Origin of the sequence: Rhizobium sp. BK289, from assembly GCF_014193575.1 — a bacterium.
Classification (GTDB): Bacteria; Pseudomonadota; Alphaproteobacteria; order Rhizobiales; family Rhizobiaceae; genus Rhizobium; species Rhizobium tropici_C.
Genome location: NZ_JACHZO010000005.1, coordinates 212,972 through 227,998, shown reverse-complemented (window position 1 = coordinate 227,998; position 15,027 = coordinate 212,972). Strand labels below are relative to the sequence as shown.

Annotated in this window: 16 protein-coding genes; 5 read left to right on the top strand and 11 right to left on the bottom strand. The window is 60.8% G+C overall.

Annotated elements, in window-relative coordinates; genetic code table 11:
• Positions 1 to 6: 6 nt before the first annotated feature.
• The 6 genes from arsC to def all read right to left on the bottom strand — a co-directional run bounded on the left by arsC (position 7) and on the right by def (position 3,489).
• Entirely contained in the window at positions 7 to 408 is a 402-nt protein-coding gene (gene arsC / locus FHT84_RS11930) for an arsenate reductase (glutaredoxin) (RefSeq protein WP_183762509.1), read from the bottom strand.
• A complete protein-coding gene (gene truA, locus FHT84_RS11925) occupies positions 386 to 1,192 on the bottom strand; it encodes a tRNA pseudouridine(38-40) synthase TruA (RefSeq protein WP_112343679.1) in 807 nt (268 codons plus the stop codon). The genes arsC and truA overlap by 23 nt, the downstream gene beginning before the upstream one ends.
• The gene (gene fmt, locus FHT84_RS11920) at positions 1,192 to 2,139 is read right to left on the bottom strand and encodes a methionyl-tRNA formyltransferase (protein ID WP_183762506.1); all 948 of its coding nucleotides are present in this window, start codon (positions 2,137 to 2,139) and stop codon (positions 1,192 to 1,194) included. Before fmt ends, truA begins: the two co-directional genes overlap by 1 nt.
• Positions 2,140 to 2,211: 72 nt before the next feature.
• Complete coding sequence (locus FHT84_RS11915) at positions 2,212 to 2,631, bottom strand: type II toxin-antitoxin system VapC family toxin (protein WP_183762503.1); 420 nt, start codon at positions 2,629 to 2,631, stop codon at positions 2,212 to 2,214.
• A 15-nt stretch (positions 2,632 to 2,646) separates the two neighbouring features.
• The gene (locus tag FHT84_RS11910) at positions 2,647 to 2,907 is read right to left on the bottom strand and encodes a plasmid stabilization protein (protein ID WP_112343676.1); all 261 of its coding nucleotides are present in this window, start codon (positions 2,905 to 2,907) and stop codon (positions 2,647 to 2,649) included.
• Positions 2,908 to 2,973: 66 nt separating this feature from the next.
• Positions 2,974 to 3,489 carry a peptide deformylase gene (gene def / locus FHT84_RS11905; protein ID WP_112343675.1) on the bottom strand — a complete coding sequence of 172 codons (516 nt, stop codon included), beginning with the start codon at positions 3,487 to 3,489 and terminating at the stop codon, positions 2,974 to 2,976.
• A 186-nt stretch (positions 3,490 to 3,675) separates the two neighbouring features.
• On the opposite strand from def, the gene FHT84_RS11900 reads away from it, so the two are divergent.
• The 3 genes from FHT84_RS11900 to FHT84_RS11890 all read left to right on the top strand — a co-directional run bounded on the left by FHT84_RS11900 (position 3,676) and on the right by FHT84_RS11890 (position 8,396).
• Positions 3,676 to 4,854, top strand: a complete 1,179-nt coding sequence (locus tag FHT84_RS11900) for a DNA recombination protein RmuC (RefSeq protein ID WP_183762500.1) — start codon at positions 3,676 to 3,678, stop codon at positions 4,852 to 4,854.
• Between the two features lie 103 nt (positions 4,855 to 4,957).
• Positions 4,958 to 5,857, top strand: a complete 900-nt coding sequence (locus tag FHT84_RS11895; RefSeq protein ID WP_112343673.1) for a ribokinase — start codon at positions 4,958 to 4,960, stop codon at positions 5,855 to 5,857.
• Positions 5,858 to 6,050: 193 nt separating this feature from the next.
• On the top strand, positions 6,051 to 8,396 hold the full coding sequence (locus FHT84_RS11890) for a methyl-accepting chemotaxis protein (RefSeq protein ID WP_113249847.1): 2,346 nt from the start codon (positions 6,051 to 6,053) through the stop codon (positions 8,394 to 8,396).
• Between the two features lie 63 nt (positions 8,397 to 8,459).
• On the opposite strand, the gene FHT84_RS11885 is transcribed toward FHT84_RS11890, so the two are convergent.
• A complete protein-coding gene (locus FHT84_RS11885) occupies positions 8,460 to 9,404 on the bottom strand; it encodes a nucleoside hydrolase (protein WP_183762497.1) in 945 nt (314 codons plus the stop codon).
• A gap of 230 nt (positions 9,405 to 9,634) precedes the next feature.
• Here FHT84_RS11885 and FHT84_RS11880 point away from each other — a divergent pair, with 230 nt between their 5' ends.
• Both FHT84_RS11880 and FHT84_RS11875 read left to right on the top strand, forming a co-directional pair.
• Positions 9,635 to 10,066: an Hsp20 family protein gene (locus tag FHT84_RS11880; protein WP_112343671.1), complete on the top strand. Its 432-nt coding sequence runs from the start codon at positions 9,635 to 9,637 to the stop codon at positions 10,064 to 10,066.
• A 157-nt stretch (positions 10,067 to 10,223) separates the two neighbouring features.
• Positions 10,224 to 10,481: a DUF1150 family protein gene (locus FHT84_RS11875; protein WP_112343670.1), complete on the top strand. Its 258-nt coding sequence runs from the start codon at positions 10,224 to 10,226 to the stop codon at positions 10,479 to 10,481.
• A 162-nt stretch (positions 10,482 to 10,643) separates the two neighbouring features.
• Here the strand turns inward: FHT84_RS11875 and trmB are convergent, their stop codons facing one another.
• From trmB to lnt, 4 genes are all read right to left on the bottom strand, one after another.
• Entirely contained in the window at positions 10,644 to 11,345 is a 702-nt protein-coding gene (gene trmB, locus FHT84_RS11870) for a tRNA (guanosine(46)-N7)-methyltransferase TrmB (protein ID WP_112343669.1), read from the bottom strand.
• Complete coding sequence (metK, locus tag FHT84_RS11865; protein ID WP_112343668.1) at positions 11,342 to 12,595, bottom strand: methionine adenosyltransferase; 1,254 nt, start codon at positions 12,593 to 12,595, stop codon at positions 11,342 to 11,344. Before metK ends, trmB begins: the two co-directional genes overlap by 4 nt.
• A 188-nt stretch (positions 12,596 to 12,783) precedes the next feature.
• Positions 12,784 to 13,203, bottom strand: coding sequence for a helix-turn-helix domain-containing protein (locus FHT84_RS11860; RefSeq protein ID WP_112343842.1), 420 nt, complete (start codon positions 13,201 to 13,203; stop codon positions 12,784 to 12,786).
• Positions 13,204 to 13,354: 151 nt separating this feature from the next.
• Positions 13,355 to 14,956: an apolipoprotein N-acyltransferase gene (lnt, locus tag FHT84_RS11855; protein ID WP_112343667.1), complete on the bottom strand. Its 1,602-nt coding sequence runs from the start codon at positions 14,954 to 14,956 to the stop codon at positions 13,355 to 13,357.
• Positions 14,957 to 15,027: the final 71 nt, after the last annotated feature.

The window sequence follows — 15,027 nt, the reverse complement described above, 5'->3', positions numbered from 1 at the left end:
CCGTGTCTACCGGACCACGACCTCACCATCCTCCTTGGCAAAGGGACCGATATCCGGATTCGGCAAGATATCGAGCACGCGTTCGGAAGGGCGGCAGAGGCGCACGCCCTTTTCCGTGACCACGATCGGGCGATTGATCAGGCTCGGATATTCGATCATCCGGTCAAGCAGATGATCGTCGGTGAGATCGAGGTCGCCGAGACCAAGCTCGTCATAGGGCGTTCCCTTTTCCCTCAGAACGTCGCGCACGGTCAGGCCCATGGCAGAGACGAGCTTCACCAGCTCTTCCCGGCTGGGCGGCGTCTTCAGATATTCGATGACGACGGGCTCCTCCCCGGACTGCCGGATCATCGCCAGCGTGTTGCGCGACGTGCCGCAAGCGGGGTTATGATAGATCGTCACCGTCATCGGCAGCCTCCCTCTCGCCGCCCGGCAGACCGGCATCGTCGCGATAATCCACCTGCATGAAATAGAGCCCGTCCGGCGGGGCGACGGGGCCACAGGCCTTGCGATCCTTAGCTTCGAGCGCCGCGCGCACATCGCCGGGCGTCCATTTGCCCTCGCCCGCCAGCTTCAAGGTGCCGGCGAAGGAGCGGATCTGGTTGTGCAGGAAGCTTTGCGCCGTGGCGCGGATCTCGATCAGCTCGCCGCTGCGCGTCACGTCCAGCCTATCGAGCGTGCGCACCGGGCTATTCGCCTGGCAATGTGCCGAACGGAAGGTGGTGAAATCATGCCGTCCCACAAGGGTCTGCGCCGCGGCATGCATGACCTCGTGGTCCATATCCTTCGGCACCCACCATGCACGGCCGGTTTCCAATGCGAGAGGCGCGCGGCGGGCGATGATGCGATAGAGATAGTGACGGCGAATGGCTGAAAAGCGTGCATCGAAGCTTTGGTCGACCTCGACGATATCGAGAATGGCAATACGGTTACCGGCAAGCTTGAGATGGGCATTCAGAGCATTGCGCAGCGTATAGGCCTTCCATTCCCTGGAGAGGTCGGCATGCATGACCTGACCCATGGCATGCACGCCGGAATCGGTACGCCCTGCTCCTCGGATCGAAACCGTCTCGCCCGTCAAGGACAGGATGGCGCCCTCGATCGCGCCCTGCACAGAGGGGCCGTTTTCCTGGCGCTGCCATCCGACATAGGGAATGCCGTCATATTCGACGGTCATTTTGTAACGCGGCATCAGGCTTGCTCCGAGGCGAGCACGGTGCCCGGCGCGATCGGCGTTCCGCGCAGGAAATCGGCTGCTGCCAGGGGCTTGCCGCCGGCCTTCTGCAGCTTTGTCAGCCTGACGGCGCCGGAAGCGCAGGCAATGACGAGATCATCCGTCAGGACCTGACCGGAGGCTCCGTTGCCCTCTGCCAATTCCGAGCCCAAAACCTTGATGCGCTCGGGACGACCGGCGATGTCGGCCTCGAACCATGCACCGGGAAAAGGCGACAGGCCGCGAATATGATTGTGAACATCGGCCGCCGGCTTGCCGAAATCGATGCGGGTTTCGCTCTTGTCGATCTTTGCGGCATAGAGAACGCCTTCGGATGGCTGCGCGGTCAATGGCAGCTCGTCATGCTCCAGCTTGTTCATGGCCTCGGCCATGGCCTTTGCGCCGACGAGCATCAGTTTGTCATGCAGTTCACCCGCAGTCATGGTGTCGCCGATCTCCACTTCGCGTGTCAAAGCGATCGGCCCGGTATCGAGCCCCTTGTCCATCTTCATCACCATCATGCCGGTCTTGGTGTCGCCAGCCATGATCGCCCGCTGGATAGGAGCCGCACCACGCCAGCGCGGCAGCAGGGAGGCGTGACCGTTGTAGCAGCCGAGGCGCGTACCGGTCAGGATTGCCTCCGGCAGCAGCAGGCCATAGGCCACGACGACGGCGACATCGGCATTCAGATCGCGAAAGCGCTGGCGTTCGTCGGGATCCTTGAAGTTGACGGGCGTGAAGACCGGCAGGCCCAGCAATTCGGCCGCCTGATGCACCGGCGATTTCTGCAGGTCGAGCCCGCGCCGGCCGCCGGGGCGCGGTGGCTGCGTGTAAACGGCGCGAACCTTATGTCCGGCATCGATCAAGGACCGCAGTGTCGGCACGGAAAATTCGGGCGTTCCCATGAAAATAATGTCGAGCGACATGCGATCCCTCCGGCTGAGATATCAAGTTTCGAATGACCCGGTAGCGACGGCACGCGCCATCGGGGTCAGACGCTAGCCGCCTTCAAACGGGTTTATGAGCTCGAGATCAAGCCCCTCGAAGTCTTTTGTGTTGCGCGTCGCCAATGCCGCGCCGTTTGCAAGGCAGATGGCGGCGATCATGGCGTCCTTCGTTTCCATCCTTCGCCCAATCTTGTGGCGCTGAGCGGCGATTATTCCGTATTGATGGGCAGCATTGCTCGAAAATCCCAGAACGCGGCCCGAAAACTCTGCCTCTATCGCGTCCAGCTCCGCAATTAATGCCGCCTTGCGCTTCCCGTCAGCCAGGAGCTCCAGTCCGAACCGGATCTCGCCGATGGTGATGGTTGTCAGAAAAACGGCCTCGATGGCGACGCTATCAAGCCAGGACAATATACGTTCGCTATGCAGCCGCCCTTGCAGCTCCGATACGACATTCGTGTCCAGAACGATCATGCGCAGGCCACAGGGCTATTCGAAATGGGGCGGCTCGCGATCCGGCGCATTTCGAAACGCGTTGATCGCCTCGATTTCTTCTTCGCTAAGTTTTTCTACGCCGAGAACGGCTCTCAATCGCTGCCCCGCCGACTTGCTTCCATCCCGCTCGCGCCCGAGCGACTGACGTAACAGGGAGATTGCCTCATCCGAGAGGCTGCGGCCATGCCTGCTGGCATTGGCCTGCAACTGCTTCTTCAAGCTGTCGTCGATGCCGCGCAACAACAGATCACTCATTCGCGCCTCCTTTTTGATATCAATGATATCATAGGCGTCTCAGGCCGATCTTTCAATGGCCGGGGATTATAGAGCCTTCGACTTGGCAGCCTTGGTGAACTTCTTGATCACCATCTCCCGCTTCAGGCGCGAGATATGGTCGATGAAGAGGACGCCGTTCAGGTGGTCGATCTCGTGCTGCACGCAGGTTGCAAGCAGGCCCTCGGCTTCCGTGACCAGCTCCTTGCCGTCGCGGTCGAGATGCTTGACGGTGACGCGCGCGGGACGTTCCACTTCCGCATAGTAATCCGGAATGGAGAGGCAGCCCTCTTCATAGACCGAGCGCTCATCCGAAGACGCGACGATCTCTGGATTGATGAACACCAGCGGCTTCTTCTCTTCGCCTTCGCGCGCAACGTCGATGACCAGCATGCGGCGGGGAACGCCGATCTGGATCGCGGCAAGGCCGATGCCCGGCGCGTCATACATGGTTTCCAGCATGTCGTCGGCGAGGCGCTGAATTTCGGTATCGATCTGCTCGATGGGTTTGGAAGCCTGGCGGAGCAGCGGGTCGGGCAAAATGATGAGTGGCTTGATCGTCATGACGTTTCCCATAACGCATCTTGTTGTGCGATGGAATCGCCAAGATGGCGGTGAGGCGGTGTTTTTTCAACGGCAGCAATCCGAACGGCAGCGGGTGGCCTCGAAATTTTGTTCACGGTTTGATCTGGATATTCACAACAATTTTGCTATGCTTGCGCAAAGAACTCCATCAGCGCCCCAGGTTTCATGTCCTTCATCATCTTCGGTCAAGCCATTTCCACGGTTCAGGTCCTGACCGGCCTCGTCATCCTGCTTGCGATCGCAGTCATCGTCCTTTTCGTCCGCGGCAAGGCAAGGGCGGAGGACGATGAGCTCGATACCGAGCACACGATGGCGGCGCTGCTGCGGTCGCAGGCGGAGATGCAGGGGCGGCTTGCCACCATGGCCGAAGTCTTCGGCTCCAGGCAGGCCGAGCTCAATCAGGCCATCGGTCAGCGTCTCGACGGCATGTCGCAGCGGGTGACGGCGACGATCGGTGAGCAGACGCGCTCGACGCATGAGAACCTGCGCCGCCTGCAGGAGAGGCTTGCCGTCATCGATGCGGCGCAGACCAATATCCAGACGCTCGCAAAGGATGTCGTCGGCCTGCAGGCCATTCTCTCCAACAAGCAGACGCGTGGCGCTTTCGGTCAAGCGCGCATGGAGACTATTATTGCCGACGGCCTGCCGATGGGTGCCTATACATTCCAGGCGACGCTTTCGAACGGCTCGCGGCCGGACTGCACCGTTCGCATGCCCAACGGCTCGCCACCGCTTGTCATCGATGCAAAGTTTCCTTTGGAGGCCTGGAACGCCATCCGCAGCGCCGGCAGTCCCGAACATGGCAAGATCGCCGCACAGCAGTTCCGCCGGGATCTGGAATTGCATATTCGCGACATTTCGGAGAAATATCTGATCCCTGGGGAAACACAGGATACAGCCTTTCTCTTCGTGCCGTCCGAGTCGATCTTCGCCGAGATCCACGAGAATTTCGAGGCGATCGTGCAGAAGGCTCAGCGTGCCCGCATCGTCATCGTCTCACCTTCGCTGCTGATGCTGTCGATCCAGGTCATCCAGGCTGTCCTGAAGGATCAGCGCATGCGCGAGCAGGCTCATGTCATCCAGAGCGAAGTGGCGCATCTGATGGACGATCTTTCACGCCTGGATGAACGCGTGCGCAAGCTGCAGGGCCACTTCGCCATGGCGCAGAAGGATGTCGACATGATCGTGACCTCGGCCGACAAGCTGGCGAGGCGCGGCGAGCGCATAGAGGCGCTGGAATTCGAGACCGCCAAAGAGCCGATGAAGGCGCGCACGGAGGACAGGCCCAAGCCTGTCGACAACCGCACCAACCAACTCAAGCTCAGGGTAGTTGACGAGGACTGATCGCTTCGGGCAGTGTCGCGCCCAATCGACGCATGATCCACAAAGACATGAGGCGGCCTTCGGGCAGGATCATGCGGGATCAACACCCAGGGCAGGACACCGCATGATCACTATTTTCGGTTCCATCAATATGGACCTCATCGCCACCACGGATCGTTTGCCGAAGCCGGGCGAAACAGTCGCCGGCAACGGCTTTTCCACCGCCGCCGGCGGCAAGGGTGCCAACCAGGCGCTCGCCGCGCGCCGCGCCGGGGCAACCGTGCGCATGACCGGGGCAGTCGGCAATGACGGCTTTGCGGAGCCTGCGCTTGCCTTGCTCGATGCGGCCGGCGCCGATCTTTCCACCGTCAGGCGCGTGTCCGAGCCGACCGGCACGGCTCTCATTCTGGTGGGAGGCGACGGCGAGAACATGATCGCAGTCGTTCCCGGTGCCAACGGCACGAATACGGCCGAACACGCAACAGCTGCCGTGGCGGCGCTGAACCCCGGCGATACGCTGATGCTTCAGCTCGAAATCCCTGTCGCTGCCGTCGAGATGGCGCTGAATGCGGCAAAGGCGAAGGGCGTGCGCACCGTGCTCAACCTCGCGCCCCTGATCCCGGAGGCGGCGCGCCTCGGCCGGCTTGCCGATATCGTCATCGCCAACGAGACGGAATTCGAAAGACTGGCCGGCCAGGACAACATGTCGGCAGCCGAGCGCGAGGCTGCTCTCGTCCGCCTGCATGGCGAAACCGGCCAGACGCTGATCGTCACGCTTGGCGGCGACGGCGTCATCGCCATCCGTGACGGCGAGCTTTCGCGTGCCAAGGGCCTCGTCATCGAGCCGGTCGATACGGTCGGCGCCGGCGATACCTTCTGCGGCTATTTTGCCGCAAGCCTCGATCAGGGCCTGGATTTTCATGCCAGCCTGCGCCGCGCTGCCGTCGCCGGTTCGCTGGCCTGCCTGAAGCCTGGCGCGCAGCCCTCCATCCCGATTGCCAGCGAAGTCGCCGAAAAGCTTTAGGCCTAAATTTTACAACTCTCGCGAAGCGCAATTAATTAAATTTTTGCGCTTCCATATCATTCTCCTCTGGCCTGGCGTGTATGGCCTTCCGGCTGCGGCAGGAATTTTAACGGCGGCCCCATGACGGGGCCATCCTGCGCCGACCTTGCATCTGGATAATGTGTATCCGACGCATCGTTTTTTCGAGGAAATGATGTTCATCTTTCGTATGAAGTCGCTTGCGGCCAAGCTGATCTTGGTCACCGGGCTGGCGATTGCGCTCGTATTGCTGGTTTCCAACTTTCTACTGATTTCCCAGACTCGCAATCGTGTCGAGGCGCTGACGATGGATCAGGCAAATACCGAAGCCAAATCCATCTCCCATGAAATCGCCGCCAATGTCGGCGAAATGGCCAGTGCCGCCCGCTCCATGGCCGCCATCATCGGCCGCGGCCACGAAGGCCATACCTTCGACCGAAAGGGCATGATCAACATCCTCAAGGCAAATGTCGAACAGAACGCCTTTGCCTTCGGCAGCTGGTTCTGCGAACAGCTCGGCGCGCTGGACGGCAAGACGACCGAGCTCGCCAACAACAAGGATGAAGGCGTCAACGACAAGGGCGCCTTCACACCCTATTGGTCCAAAACCAAGGACGGCGGCATCCAGTTCTCTACCTTCGACAACGACTACACCGCTGCCTGGTGGAAGCTCGCCGCCGACAGCGGCAAGGGTGCCATCACCCCGCCCTATCTCGCTCAGGGCACCGACGTTCCCACGACCATGAGCTCGATCGCCTATCCGGTCATGTCAGGCGGCAAGCTGATCGGCGTTGCCGGTGTCGACATCTCTCTTGCCTCGCTTTCCTCCAAGCTGCAGAAACTTCAGCCTTTCGGCACCGGCCGTGTTCTGCTGGTTTCCCAGGATAACAAGTGGCTTGTCGCGCCGGCACCCGACCTGCTGATGAAAGATTATAACGGCTCGGGCGCTGACGTCATCAAGACTGCGCTGACCTCCTCTTCCGCAAACGTCCTCAGAAACCTTTCGGAAAACGGCGGCGAAGAATTCGATCGCGTCGTCTACCCCTTCGCCGTTCCGGGCCTCAACGCGACCTGGGTCGTTCTGATCGACGTGCCGCACAGCGCGATCGCAGCGCCGGTGCGTGACCAGACCTATATGATGATCGTCGCCGGCATTCTGGTGCTCGCCGCCGTCATGCTGGCTCTCTATGCCGCCGTGCGCGGCTTCGTGCAGACGCCGCTCGCCGGTCTCGTCGCCAGCGTCAATCGCCTCAGCGCCGGCAACTACGCCGAGCCGGTTGCCGGTCAGGTGCGCGCCGACGAAGTCGGTTCCGTCGCCAAGGCGTTGGAAGGCTTCCGTTTCAAGCTGGCCGATACCAAGCGCCTCGAAGGCGAGGCCAACGATCAGCGCCTGGCGGCCGAGGGCGAGCGCCGCCGTTCGGAAGCCGAGCGCGGCGAGAGCGTCGCGCTGCAGCGCCAGATCGTGAGCATTCTGGGGCAAAGCCTGGCCGAACTCTCGAAAGGCAATCTCAGCCAGCGGATCACCGACGAGTTCCCGGGCGAATACGCCCAGCTCAAGCAGGACTTCAATGCCGCGCTAGCCAGCCTCGAAGAAACCGTTCATACCGTCAATGTCAGCGTCGGCAACATTGGCGGCGGCACCGGCGAAATCAGCAACAGCGCCTCGGATCTCGCCCGCCGCACGGAGCAGCAGGCGGCAAGCCTCGAAGAGACGGCGGCGGCCCTCAACCAGCTCACTGCGCAGGTCAATTCGAGCGCCGAAAACGCCCGCATCGCCGCAAGCAGCGTCAATGCCGCGTCCCAGGATGCCGAGCATTCCGGCGAGATCGTCCAGCGTGCCATTTCCTCCATGCATGGCATCGAGCAATCGTCGCAGGAAGTGTCGCGCATCATCGGCGTGATCGACGAGATCGCCTTCCAGACCAACCTGCTGGCGCTCAACGCCGGCGTCGAAGCTGCCCGTGCGGGTGAGGCCGGCAAAGGGTTTGCGGTGGTAGCACAGGAAGTTCGAGAGCTCGCCCAGCGCTCGGCCAATGCCGCCAAGGAAATCAAAACCCTGATCAATGCTTCTGCGGGTCAGGTCAAGGAAGGCGTGGATCTGGTCGGCCGCACGGGCGATGCCCTGCACAAGATCGCCCAGCAGGTGATGGAGATCAACGGGCTGATCCGGCAGATCTCCGCCTCCGCGAGCGAGCAGGCCATCGGGCTGAAGGAAATCAACTCCGCCATGAACCAGATGGATCAGGTGACCCAGCAGAACGCCGCGATGGTCGAGGAAACCACGGCCTCCAGCGTGGCGCTTGCCGAGGAAGCCCAGACGCTGAAGGCCCTTGTCGCGCGCTTCCGCACCGCCGGCGCCGCGCAGGACAATGCCGGCGCTTTGCGGGCCACCGCCCGGCAGATGAGGGCGCCTGTCTCCCCACGCAAGGCGACGGCGCCCGCAGCCGCACCGATGCGCAAGCCCATTCCTCAGACCCAGGGCGCCAATGCGCTGGCCCAGGACGATTGGGAAGAATTCTAAGCCGGCTCAGTTTGATGAATAAAAAAGCCGCCGGAGCGATCCGGCGGCTTTTTGTTGCCCCTTTCAGATGCGAGCGAACCGTTCCGTCAAAAGCGCGAAGAAGCCGTCCGCATCGACATCGCGCATGACCTTGGCATTGTGCTTACGATCGGTGACATGCCACCAATCGACAACGGTCATGCCCACCGTCAGCTCCGACGTAACCTCGATCTCGACATTGCACTCTCGCCCCTTGAACAGCTCGGGTTTCAAGAGGTAAGCGATAACGGTCGGGTCGTGCAGCGGGCCACCGTCCGAGCCGTATTTCTCGATGTCGAAGCGCTCGAAGAATTCCAGCATCTCGACCATGGCCTTGGCCGGCGGAGTGCCCACGGCAGCGATACGCGCGACCCGATCCTTGCGGGTCAGCAGCTTATGCGTGACATCGAGCGGCATCATGACAATGGGCACGCCGGAGCGGAATACGACGTCCGCGGCCTCCGGGTCGACATAGATATTGAATTCGGCTGCCGGCGTGATGTTGCCACCCTCGAAGAAGCCGCCGCCCATCATGACAAGTTCGCGCACGCGCCCGACGATGTCGGGCGCTTTCTGGAAGGCCATCGCGATATTGGTCAGCGGTCCAAGCGTGCAGACGGTAACTGCCCCTTCCGGCTCCCTGCGCAGCGTGTCGATGATGAAATCGACGGCGTGACCGGCCTGCAGCTCCATGGTCGGTTCTGACAGCTCCGGGCCGTCAAGACCGGTCTTGCCGTGTACATGCTCGGCCGTGACCAGCTTGCGCTTGAGCGGCGCGTCGGCGCCGGCGAAAACCTTGACGTCGCGTCGATTGCAGAGTTCGCAGACGATGCGGGCATTACGGCTCGTCAGCCGCAGCGGCACGTTGCCGGCGACCGTGGTGATGCCAAGCACGTCGATCTCCTCACGGCTGCCGAAGGCGAGGAAGATCGCCGCGGCATCGTCCTGACCGGGGTCGGTATCGATGATGATTTTTCTAGGTTCGGTCATATCTGTGGCTTTCCTCCGGTAAAGATCGACAGGCTTTGTCGCGGGTCCGGTCAGGCTTTGTCAAGCGCTGGACAGCCGTGTGGCGAACGAATCGTCACGGCGGATTTCCCTCTCGCAAATGCGAAAGCACGATGGCTTGCACTCACAAGCGCGTACTCCCATATTAGGGACAACCGGGTGCTGAAGATCAGGTCCGGAACGGTCGCTTGACACCCAAGGACTTTGAGACAATGAGCCGGACGACTCCCTTTGCCAGCCCGCTGCTTCTGGGCTTCGATACTATGGAAAAGACGCTGGAGCGGATTTCCAAGGTCAGTGACGGATATCCCCCCTACAATATCGAACGCATGCGTGCGGACCGCCTGTCTGGCGAGCCTGAGCGATTGCGCATCACGCTGGCTGTCGCCGGCTTTTCCGAAGATGAGCTCGATGTCACGACGGAGGAAAACCAGCTGCTGATCCGCGGCCGCCAGATCGAACAGGGTGAGCGCGACTATCTCTATCGTGGTATCGCCGCCCGGCAGTTCCAGCGCGTTTTCGTGCTTGCGGACGGCATGCAGGTGCTCGGTGCCACGCTGAAGAACGGCCTGCTCTCTGTCGACCTCATCCGGCCGGAACCGGACCGCATAGTAAAGAAAATTAACATTTCGGTCTCACAGTAGGACAACGGCCCAGGCCGGATGATCTCAGACCGAATCGGCCTGAAATCTGAATCCGGTCTGGAATCAAATAGCTGGAGCATGATGCCGTCTGAAAGCCGCTTGCAGCTTTCGGCATTGCGCTTTGGAGCCGTTGGTCCCTCATACTGGAGGTACGAGCATGTTGTTGAAAGAAGCCACCGCCCGCCTGACCCAAACCGAACTTGCCGATATCGGCACCGGCGAGGTCGCCTACATCAGAAAAATGGACTGGTCCGAAGTATCCCGCTGCTTCCCGGAAGCGCCTGATATCGATCCTGATGTCGATCTCTGGGCACTTTTCGGAGCCGACGGCACGCCGATCCTTTTGACGGACAATCGCTCCAGCACCTTCTACCGTGCTGCCGAAGACGAATTGAAGACGGTCAGCCTGCACTGACCTGAGGCGTCGCCCAACGGTGAAATTCACCGTTCGCAAGGACCGCATCGAACCGGCCCATCCTGCGACGCATGCGCATGATCCAGACCGCCTCGAGAGGCGGTCCTCACGAGGGTGATGCGATCACCGAGACCTCAAATTTCTGCCCCCGGAAACGAGCAATCAGACCCTCTTGAAGGTCAGATAGGCCGACGAGCGCCCTTCGCGCCTGGCCTTGGCCTCGTAGCGCGTGCTCGGCCAACCCTCGTAAGGCGTCAGCCAGTCGGCGGCATTCTGCGCGGTCCACTCGAAGCCGCCATGCGCCTGGCAATGCTGCAGCGTCCAATTGACATAGGTATCGATGTCGGAGGCGAAGCAGAAAAGGGCGCCTGGCTTCAGGACGCGATGAAAGCGGGCAAGGTTCACCTGGGAGACGAAGCGGCGCTTCCAGTGCTTCTTCTTCGGCCAGGGATCCGGATAGAGCAGGTCGATCTGATCCAGGCAGCCGTCCGGCAACCAATCCAGCACCTGCGTCGCGTCGTCATTGTAGACACGGATATTGTGCGCGCCGGCTTCGTCGACGCGCGCAAGCAGCTTCTGCATCGAATTGACGAAGGGTTCGACGCCGATGAAGCCGGTCTTCGGCTGCTCCAGCGCCCTGTGGATCAGATGCTCACCACCGCCGAAGCCGATTTCCAAGCGCAGACGCTCTGATGGCACCGGGAAAAGATCATTCAGCGGCTGCGGCGCCGGGGCGGAAAGATCGACGATGTACTGCGGCAGCAATGCTTCCAGCTTTTCAGCCTGCTGGCCGCGCAGGGCCTTGCCCTTGCGCCGGCCGAAGAATGCTTCCGTCGCCCGCGACCGGCGCTCGGTATCGATCATGCGGCTTCCCGGAGTTTCACGGCTTCCTTGAGAGCCTTCACCAGGTCCGTACGCTCCCAGGAGAAGGAGCCGTCACGGCCGGCCTTGCGACCAAAGTGACCGTAAGCCGAGGTCTTGGCGTAGATCGGCTTGTTGAGGTCGAGATGACGACGAATGCCGGTCGGCGAAAGATCCATGTTCTTGCGGATGGCCGCTTCGACCTGATCCTCGGTGACGCCCTTACCCGTGCCGTGCAGGTCGACATAGATCGACAGCGGCTGGGCAACGCCGATGGCGTAGGACAGCTGAATCGTGCAGCGATCGGAAAGACCGGCGGCAACGACGTTCTTTGCGAGATAGCGGGCGGCATAGGCTGCGGAACGGTCGACCTTGGTCGTATCCTTGCCGGAGAAGGCACCGCCGCCGTGCGGGGCTGCGCCGCCATAGGTGTCGACGATGATCTTGCGGCCGGTGAGGCCGGCATCGCCGTCTGGACCGCCAATGACGAACTTGCCTGTGGGGTTGATGTACCACTTGCAATCGGAGGCGATCTTCAGATCGCCGAGCGCTTCGACAATATAGGGCTCGACGACGGAGCGAACCTTCTTCGAATCCCAGCTATCATCGAGATGCTGGGTGGAAAGCACGATCGAGGTCACTTCCGACGGCTTGCCATCGACGTAACGGACGGTCACCTGGCTCTTTGCGTCCGGGCCGAGCTTGGCGACTTCGCCATCGCCCTTCTTGCGGGCGGCGGCGAGCAGCTGCAGGATCTTGTGCGAATAGTAGATCGGTGCCGGCATGAGATCCGGAGTCTCGCGGCAGGCATAGCCGAACATGATGCCCTGGTCGCCGGCACCTTCATCGCCCTGCTGGTCGGCGGCATTGTCGACGCCCTGGGCGATGTCGGCAGACTGCGAATGCAGGAGCACGTCGATGCGGGCCTTCTTCCAATGGAAGCCATCCTGTTCGTAGCCGATGTCCTTGATGGCACGGCGGGCGGCGGCCTTGAACTTCGAAGGATTGATAACGTCGTTGCCATCCTTGTCCTTCTTCATCAGGCTCGGCGGCAGGCGAACTTCACCGGCGATGACGACACGGTTGGTGGTGGCGAGGGTCTCGCATGCGATGCGCACGGTCCATGGGTTCACGCCGGTCTTCGTGGCCTCGCGGTAAACCAGGTCGACGATTTCATCGGAGATGCGGTCACAGACTTTATCCGGGTGACCTTCGGCAACAGACTCACTCGTAAACAGATAATTCGCGCGCATGCGGGATTCCCCTCAAAGAACAAATCTCTGCTTTTGATATTCGTCTCCAGCTCGAAAAACAAGTCGCACAAGGACATAAATATATCTTTATATCCCCGCCTAAGTGATAAAATTTTGCCGCAAATGCGGAAAAGGCGGCCAAAATGACCGCCTCTCGACTTTACCGGTTTTAACCTTGCTTCGAAGGGCTATTCGGCATCCGCCTCGGCTGCGAGCGCCTTGACCAGCTCGACGACCTTGCGTCGGACCTTGCCATCGGAAATTTTCACGAAAGCGCGATTGAGCTGCAATCCTTCGGAAGAGGACAGAAAGTCGACCACGTAGTTGGAGCTGGACGCCTCGGCCATACCGCCGGCGGTGGCCGAATGTTCACCCGGCGCATCTTCGAAGAAGAAGGAAACCGGGACATTGAGGATACTGGAAATATTCTGCAGGCGGCTGGCGCCAACGCGGTTGGTGCCTTTTTCGTATTTCTGAATCTGTTGAAACGTAATTCCCAGGCTTTCGCCGAGCTTCTCCTGGCTCATGCCAAGCATCGTGCGGCGGAGGCGTATGCGGCTACCGACATGGATGTCGATCGGGTTAGGCTTCTTTTTGTTTTCAATCATCATAATACCCTAACATAGGTTGAATTCAGGACCTGCCACCCGGTACCCTTCACCACCCCTATAACGCCACGTTGCAGCCGACACCCCCAAGGCCTCCAGTCTACGTTCGAAAGGCGGACACTAAGCACTATGCAATTTTAGGGTTTTTTGGTCAATTCACCCTGGAAATAAAACCCATGCGTGAAATCAGCGCCGTCAAGGCGACTACCCCGACAATCAACCAAAAGTATATTTTCCTGGCTTTGTCGTCTATGCGCGACAGGGTTGCGCCACCCAAAGTGGTATCGATGAAGCCTTGTTGATTATAATCAATACCAGAAAGCACACGCCCATGAGGGTCGACAAAAGCTGAAATGCCGGTATTGGCGCTTCGAATCAGCGGCAGTCCCTGTTCCACTGCCCTCACCCTTGCCTGGAGGAAATGCTGGTATGGACCGGGCGTGTCGCCGAACCAGGCATCATTCGTGACATTGAGGATGGCATTGGCCTGCCGGATCTCCGGCGTCATCTCATTCGGAAAGATGATCTCATAGCAGATCAGCGGATAAAATTTGAGGCCGTCGGGTAAGGTCAGCAATTGCCGCTTGGCCGCCGCGGAAAATCCTCCCGGCAGTTCCACGACATTCTCGATGCCGAGATAGCTGAGGATGTGTTCGAAGGGCACATATTCGCCGAAGGGCACGAGATGGGTCTTGTCGGATGCGCCGATGATCTGGCCGCGGCCGTCGATGACATAGATCGAATTGTAATAGCGAGGTTCGACGCCCGGTCCCATGTCTTCGACGCGGACGGCGCCGGTGATCAGGATCTGATCATCGTCGAGCTGATCCGCGATGCGGGCAAGGGCATCCCGGTTATCGGTCAGGATGAAGGGTACGGCGGTCTCGGGCCAGACGATGATGTCAGGCCGTTTGCCGCCGTTTGCCGGCGGCTGAACCGAAAGCGCCAGGTGCCTGTCGAATATGGCGGCGCGATCGGCAGCCGTATCCATCTTGGCTTCCTGGTCGATGGAGGGCTGGACGATACGCACGACCGGCACGGTCTTGGCATCGGTGAGCGGAGCTTCCGGTTGGCTGAGCGCATAATAGCCATAGCCGAAATGAGCAGCGGCAATGAGGACGGCAAGGCCGATCCCCGGCAGCCGCCCCTGACGCGTGCCGAGCAAGGCCGGTGCCGCGAAAACGAAGACGGCAAGTACGGTGACGCCCAGCATGCCGATCACATGCGCCGACTGCATCATCAGCGGAATGGGCATGGCGCCATAGCCGATGGCGTTCCAGGGAAAGCCGGTGAAGAGAAAGCTGCGCAACCATTCCGCTATACCGAAGCTGCAGGCGAGCGCGGCGATGCGCCCGATGCCGTCCGACCAGAGGACGCGGGCAAGCACGGTCGCCACGCCGTAGAAAACCGCGAGAAAGGCGGGAAGGCCGAGGATCGCCAGCGGCAAGGCCCAGGCGAACTCGTCGGCATCGATCAGCAGCGCATGGCCGAGCCACCAAAGGCCGGCGACGAAATAGCCGAAGCCGAACAGCCAGCCGGTGAAGAAGGCCGGCCACAGCCGTCCGAGCAGGCCGCTGTCCGGGCCCGCGGCAACACCGTCCAGCAGCCAGACCAGCAGCGTGAAGGAGATAAACATCGCGGCGAAAAAGCCGAAAGGCGGCAGCGCCAGAACGCCGACGGCACCGGCAAGAATCACAAGCAACGCACGTTTGAAACCCCAGACGAGGATCACCCGGCCCGAAAGCCATTCCATGCGCCAGCTCCGTTCAACTGCGAATCAACTGGCCGCAGTCTTTCAAAAACGGAGCGATTTGTCCCGCTTTC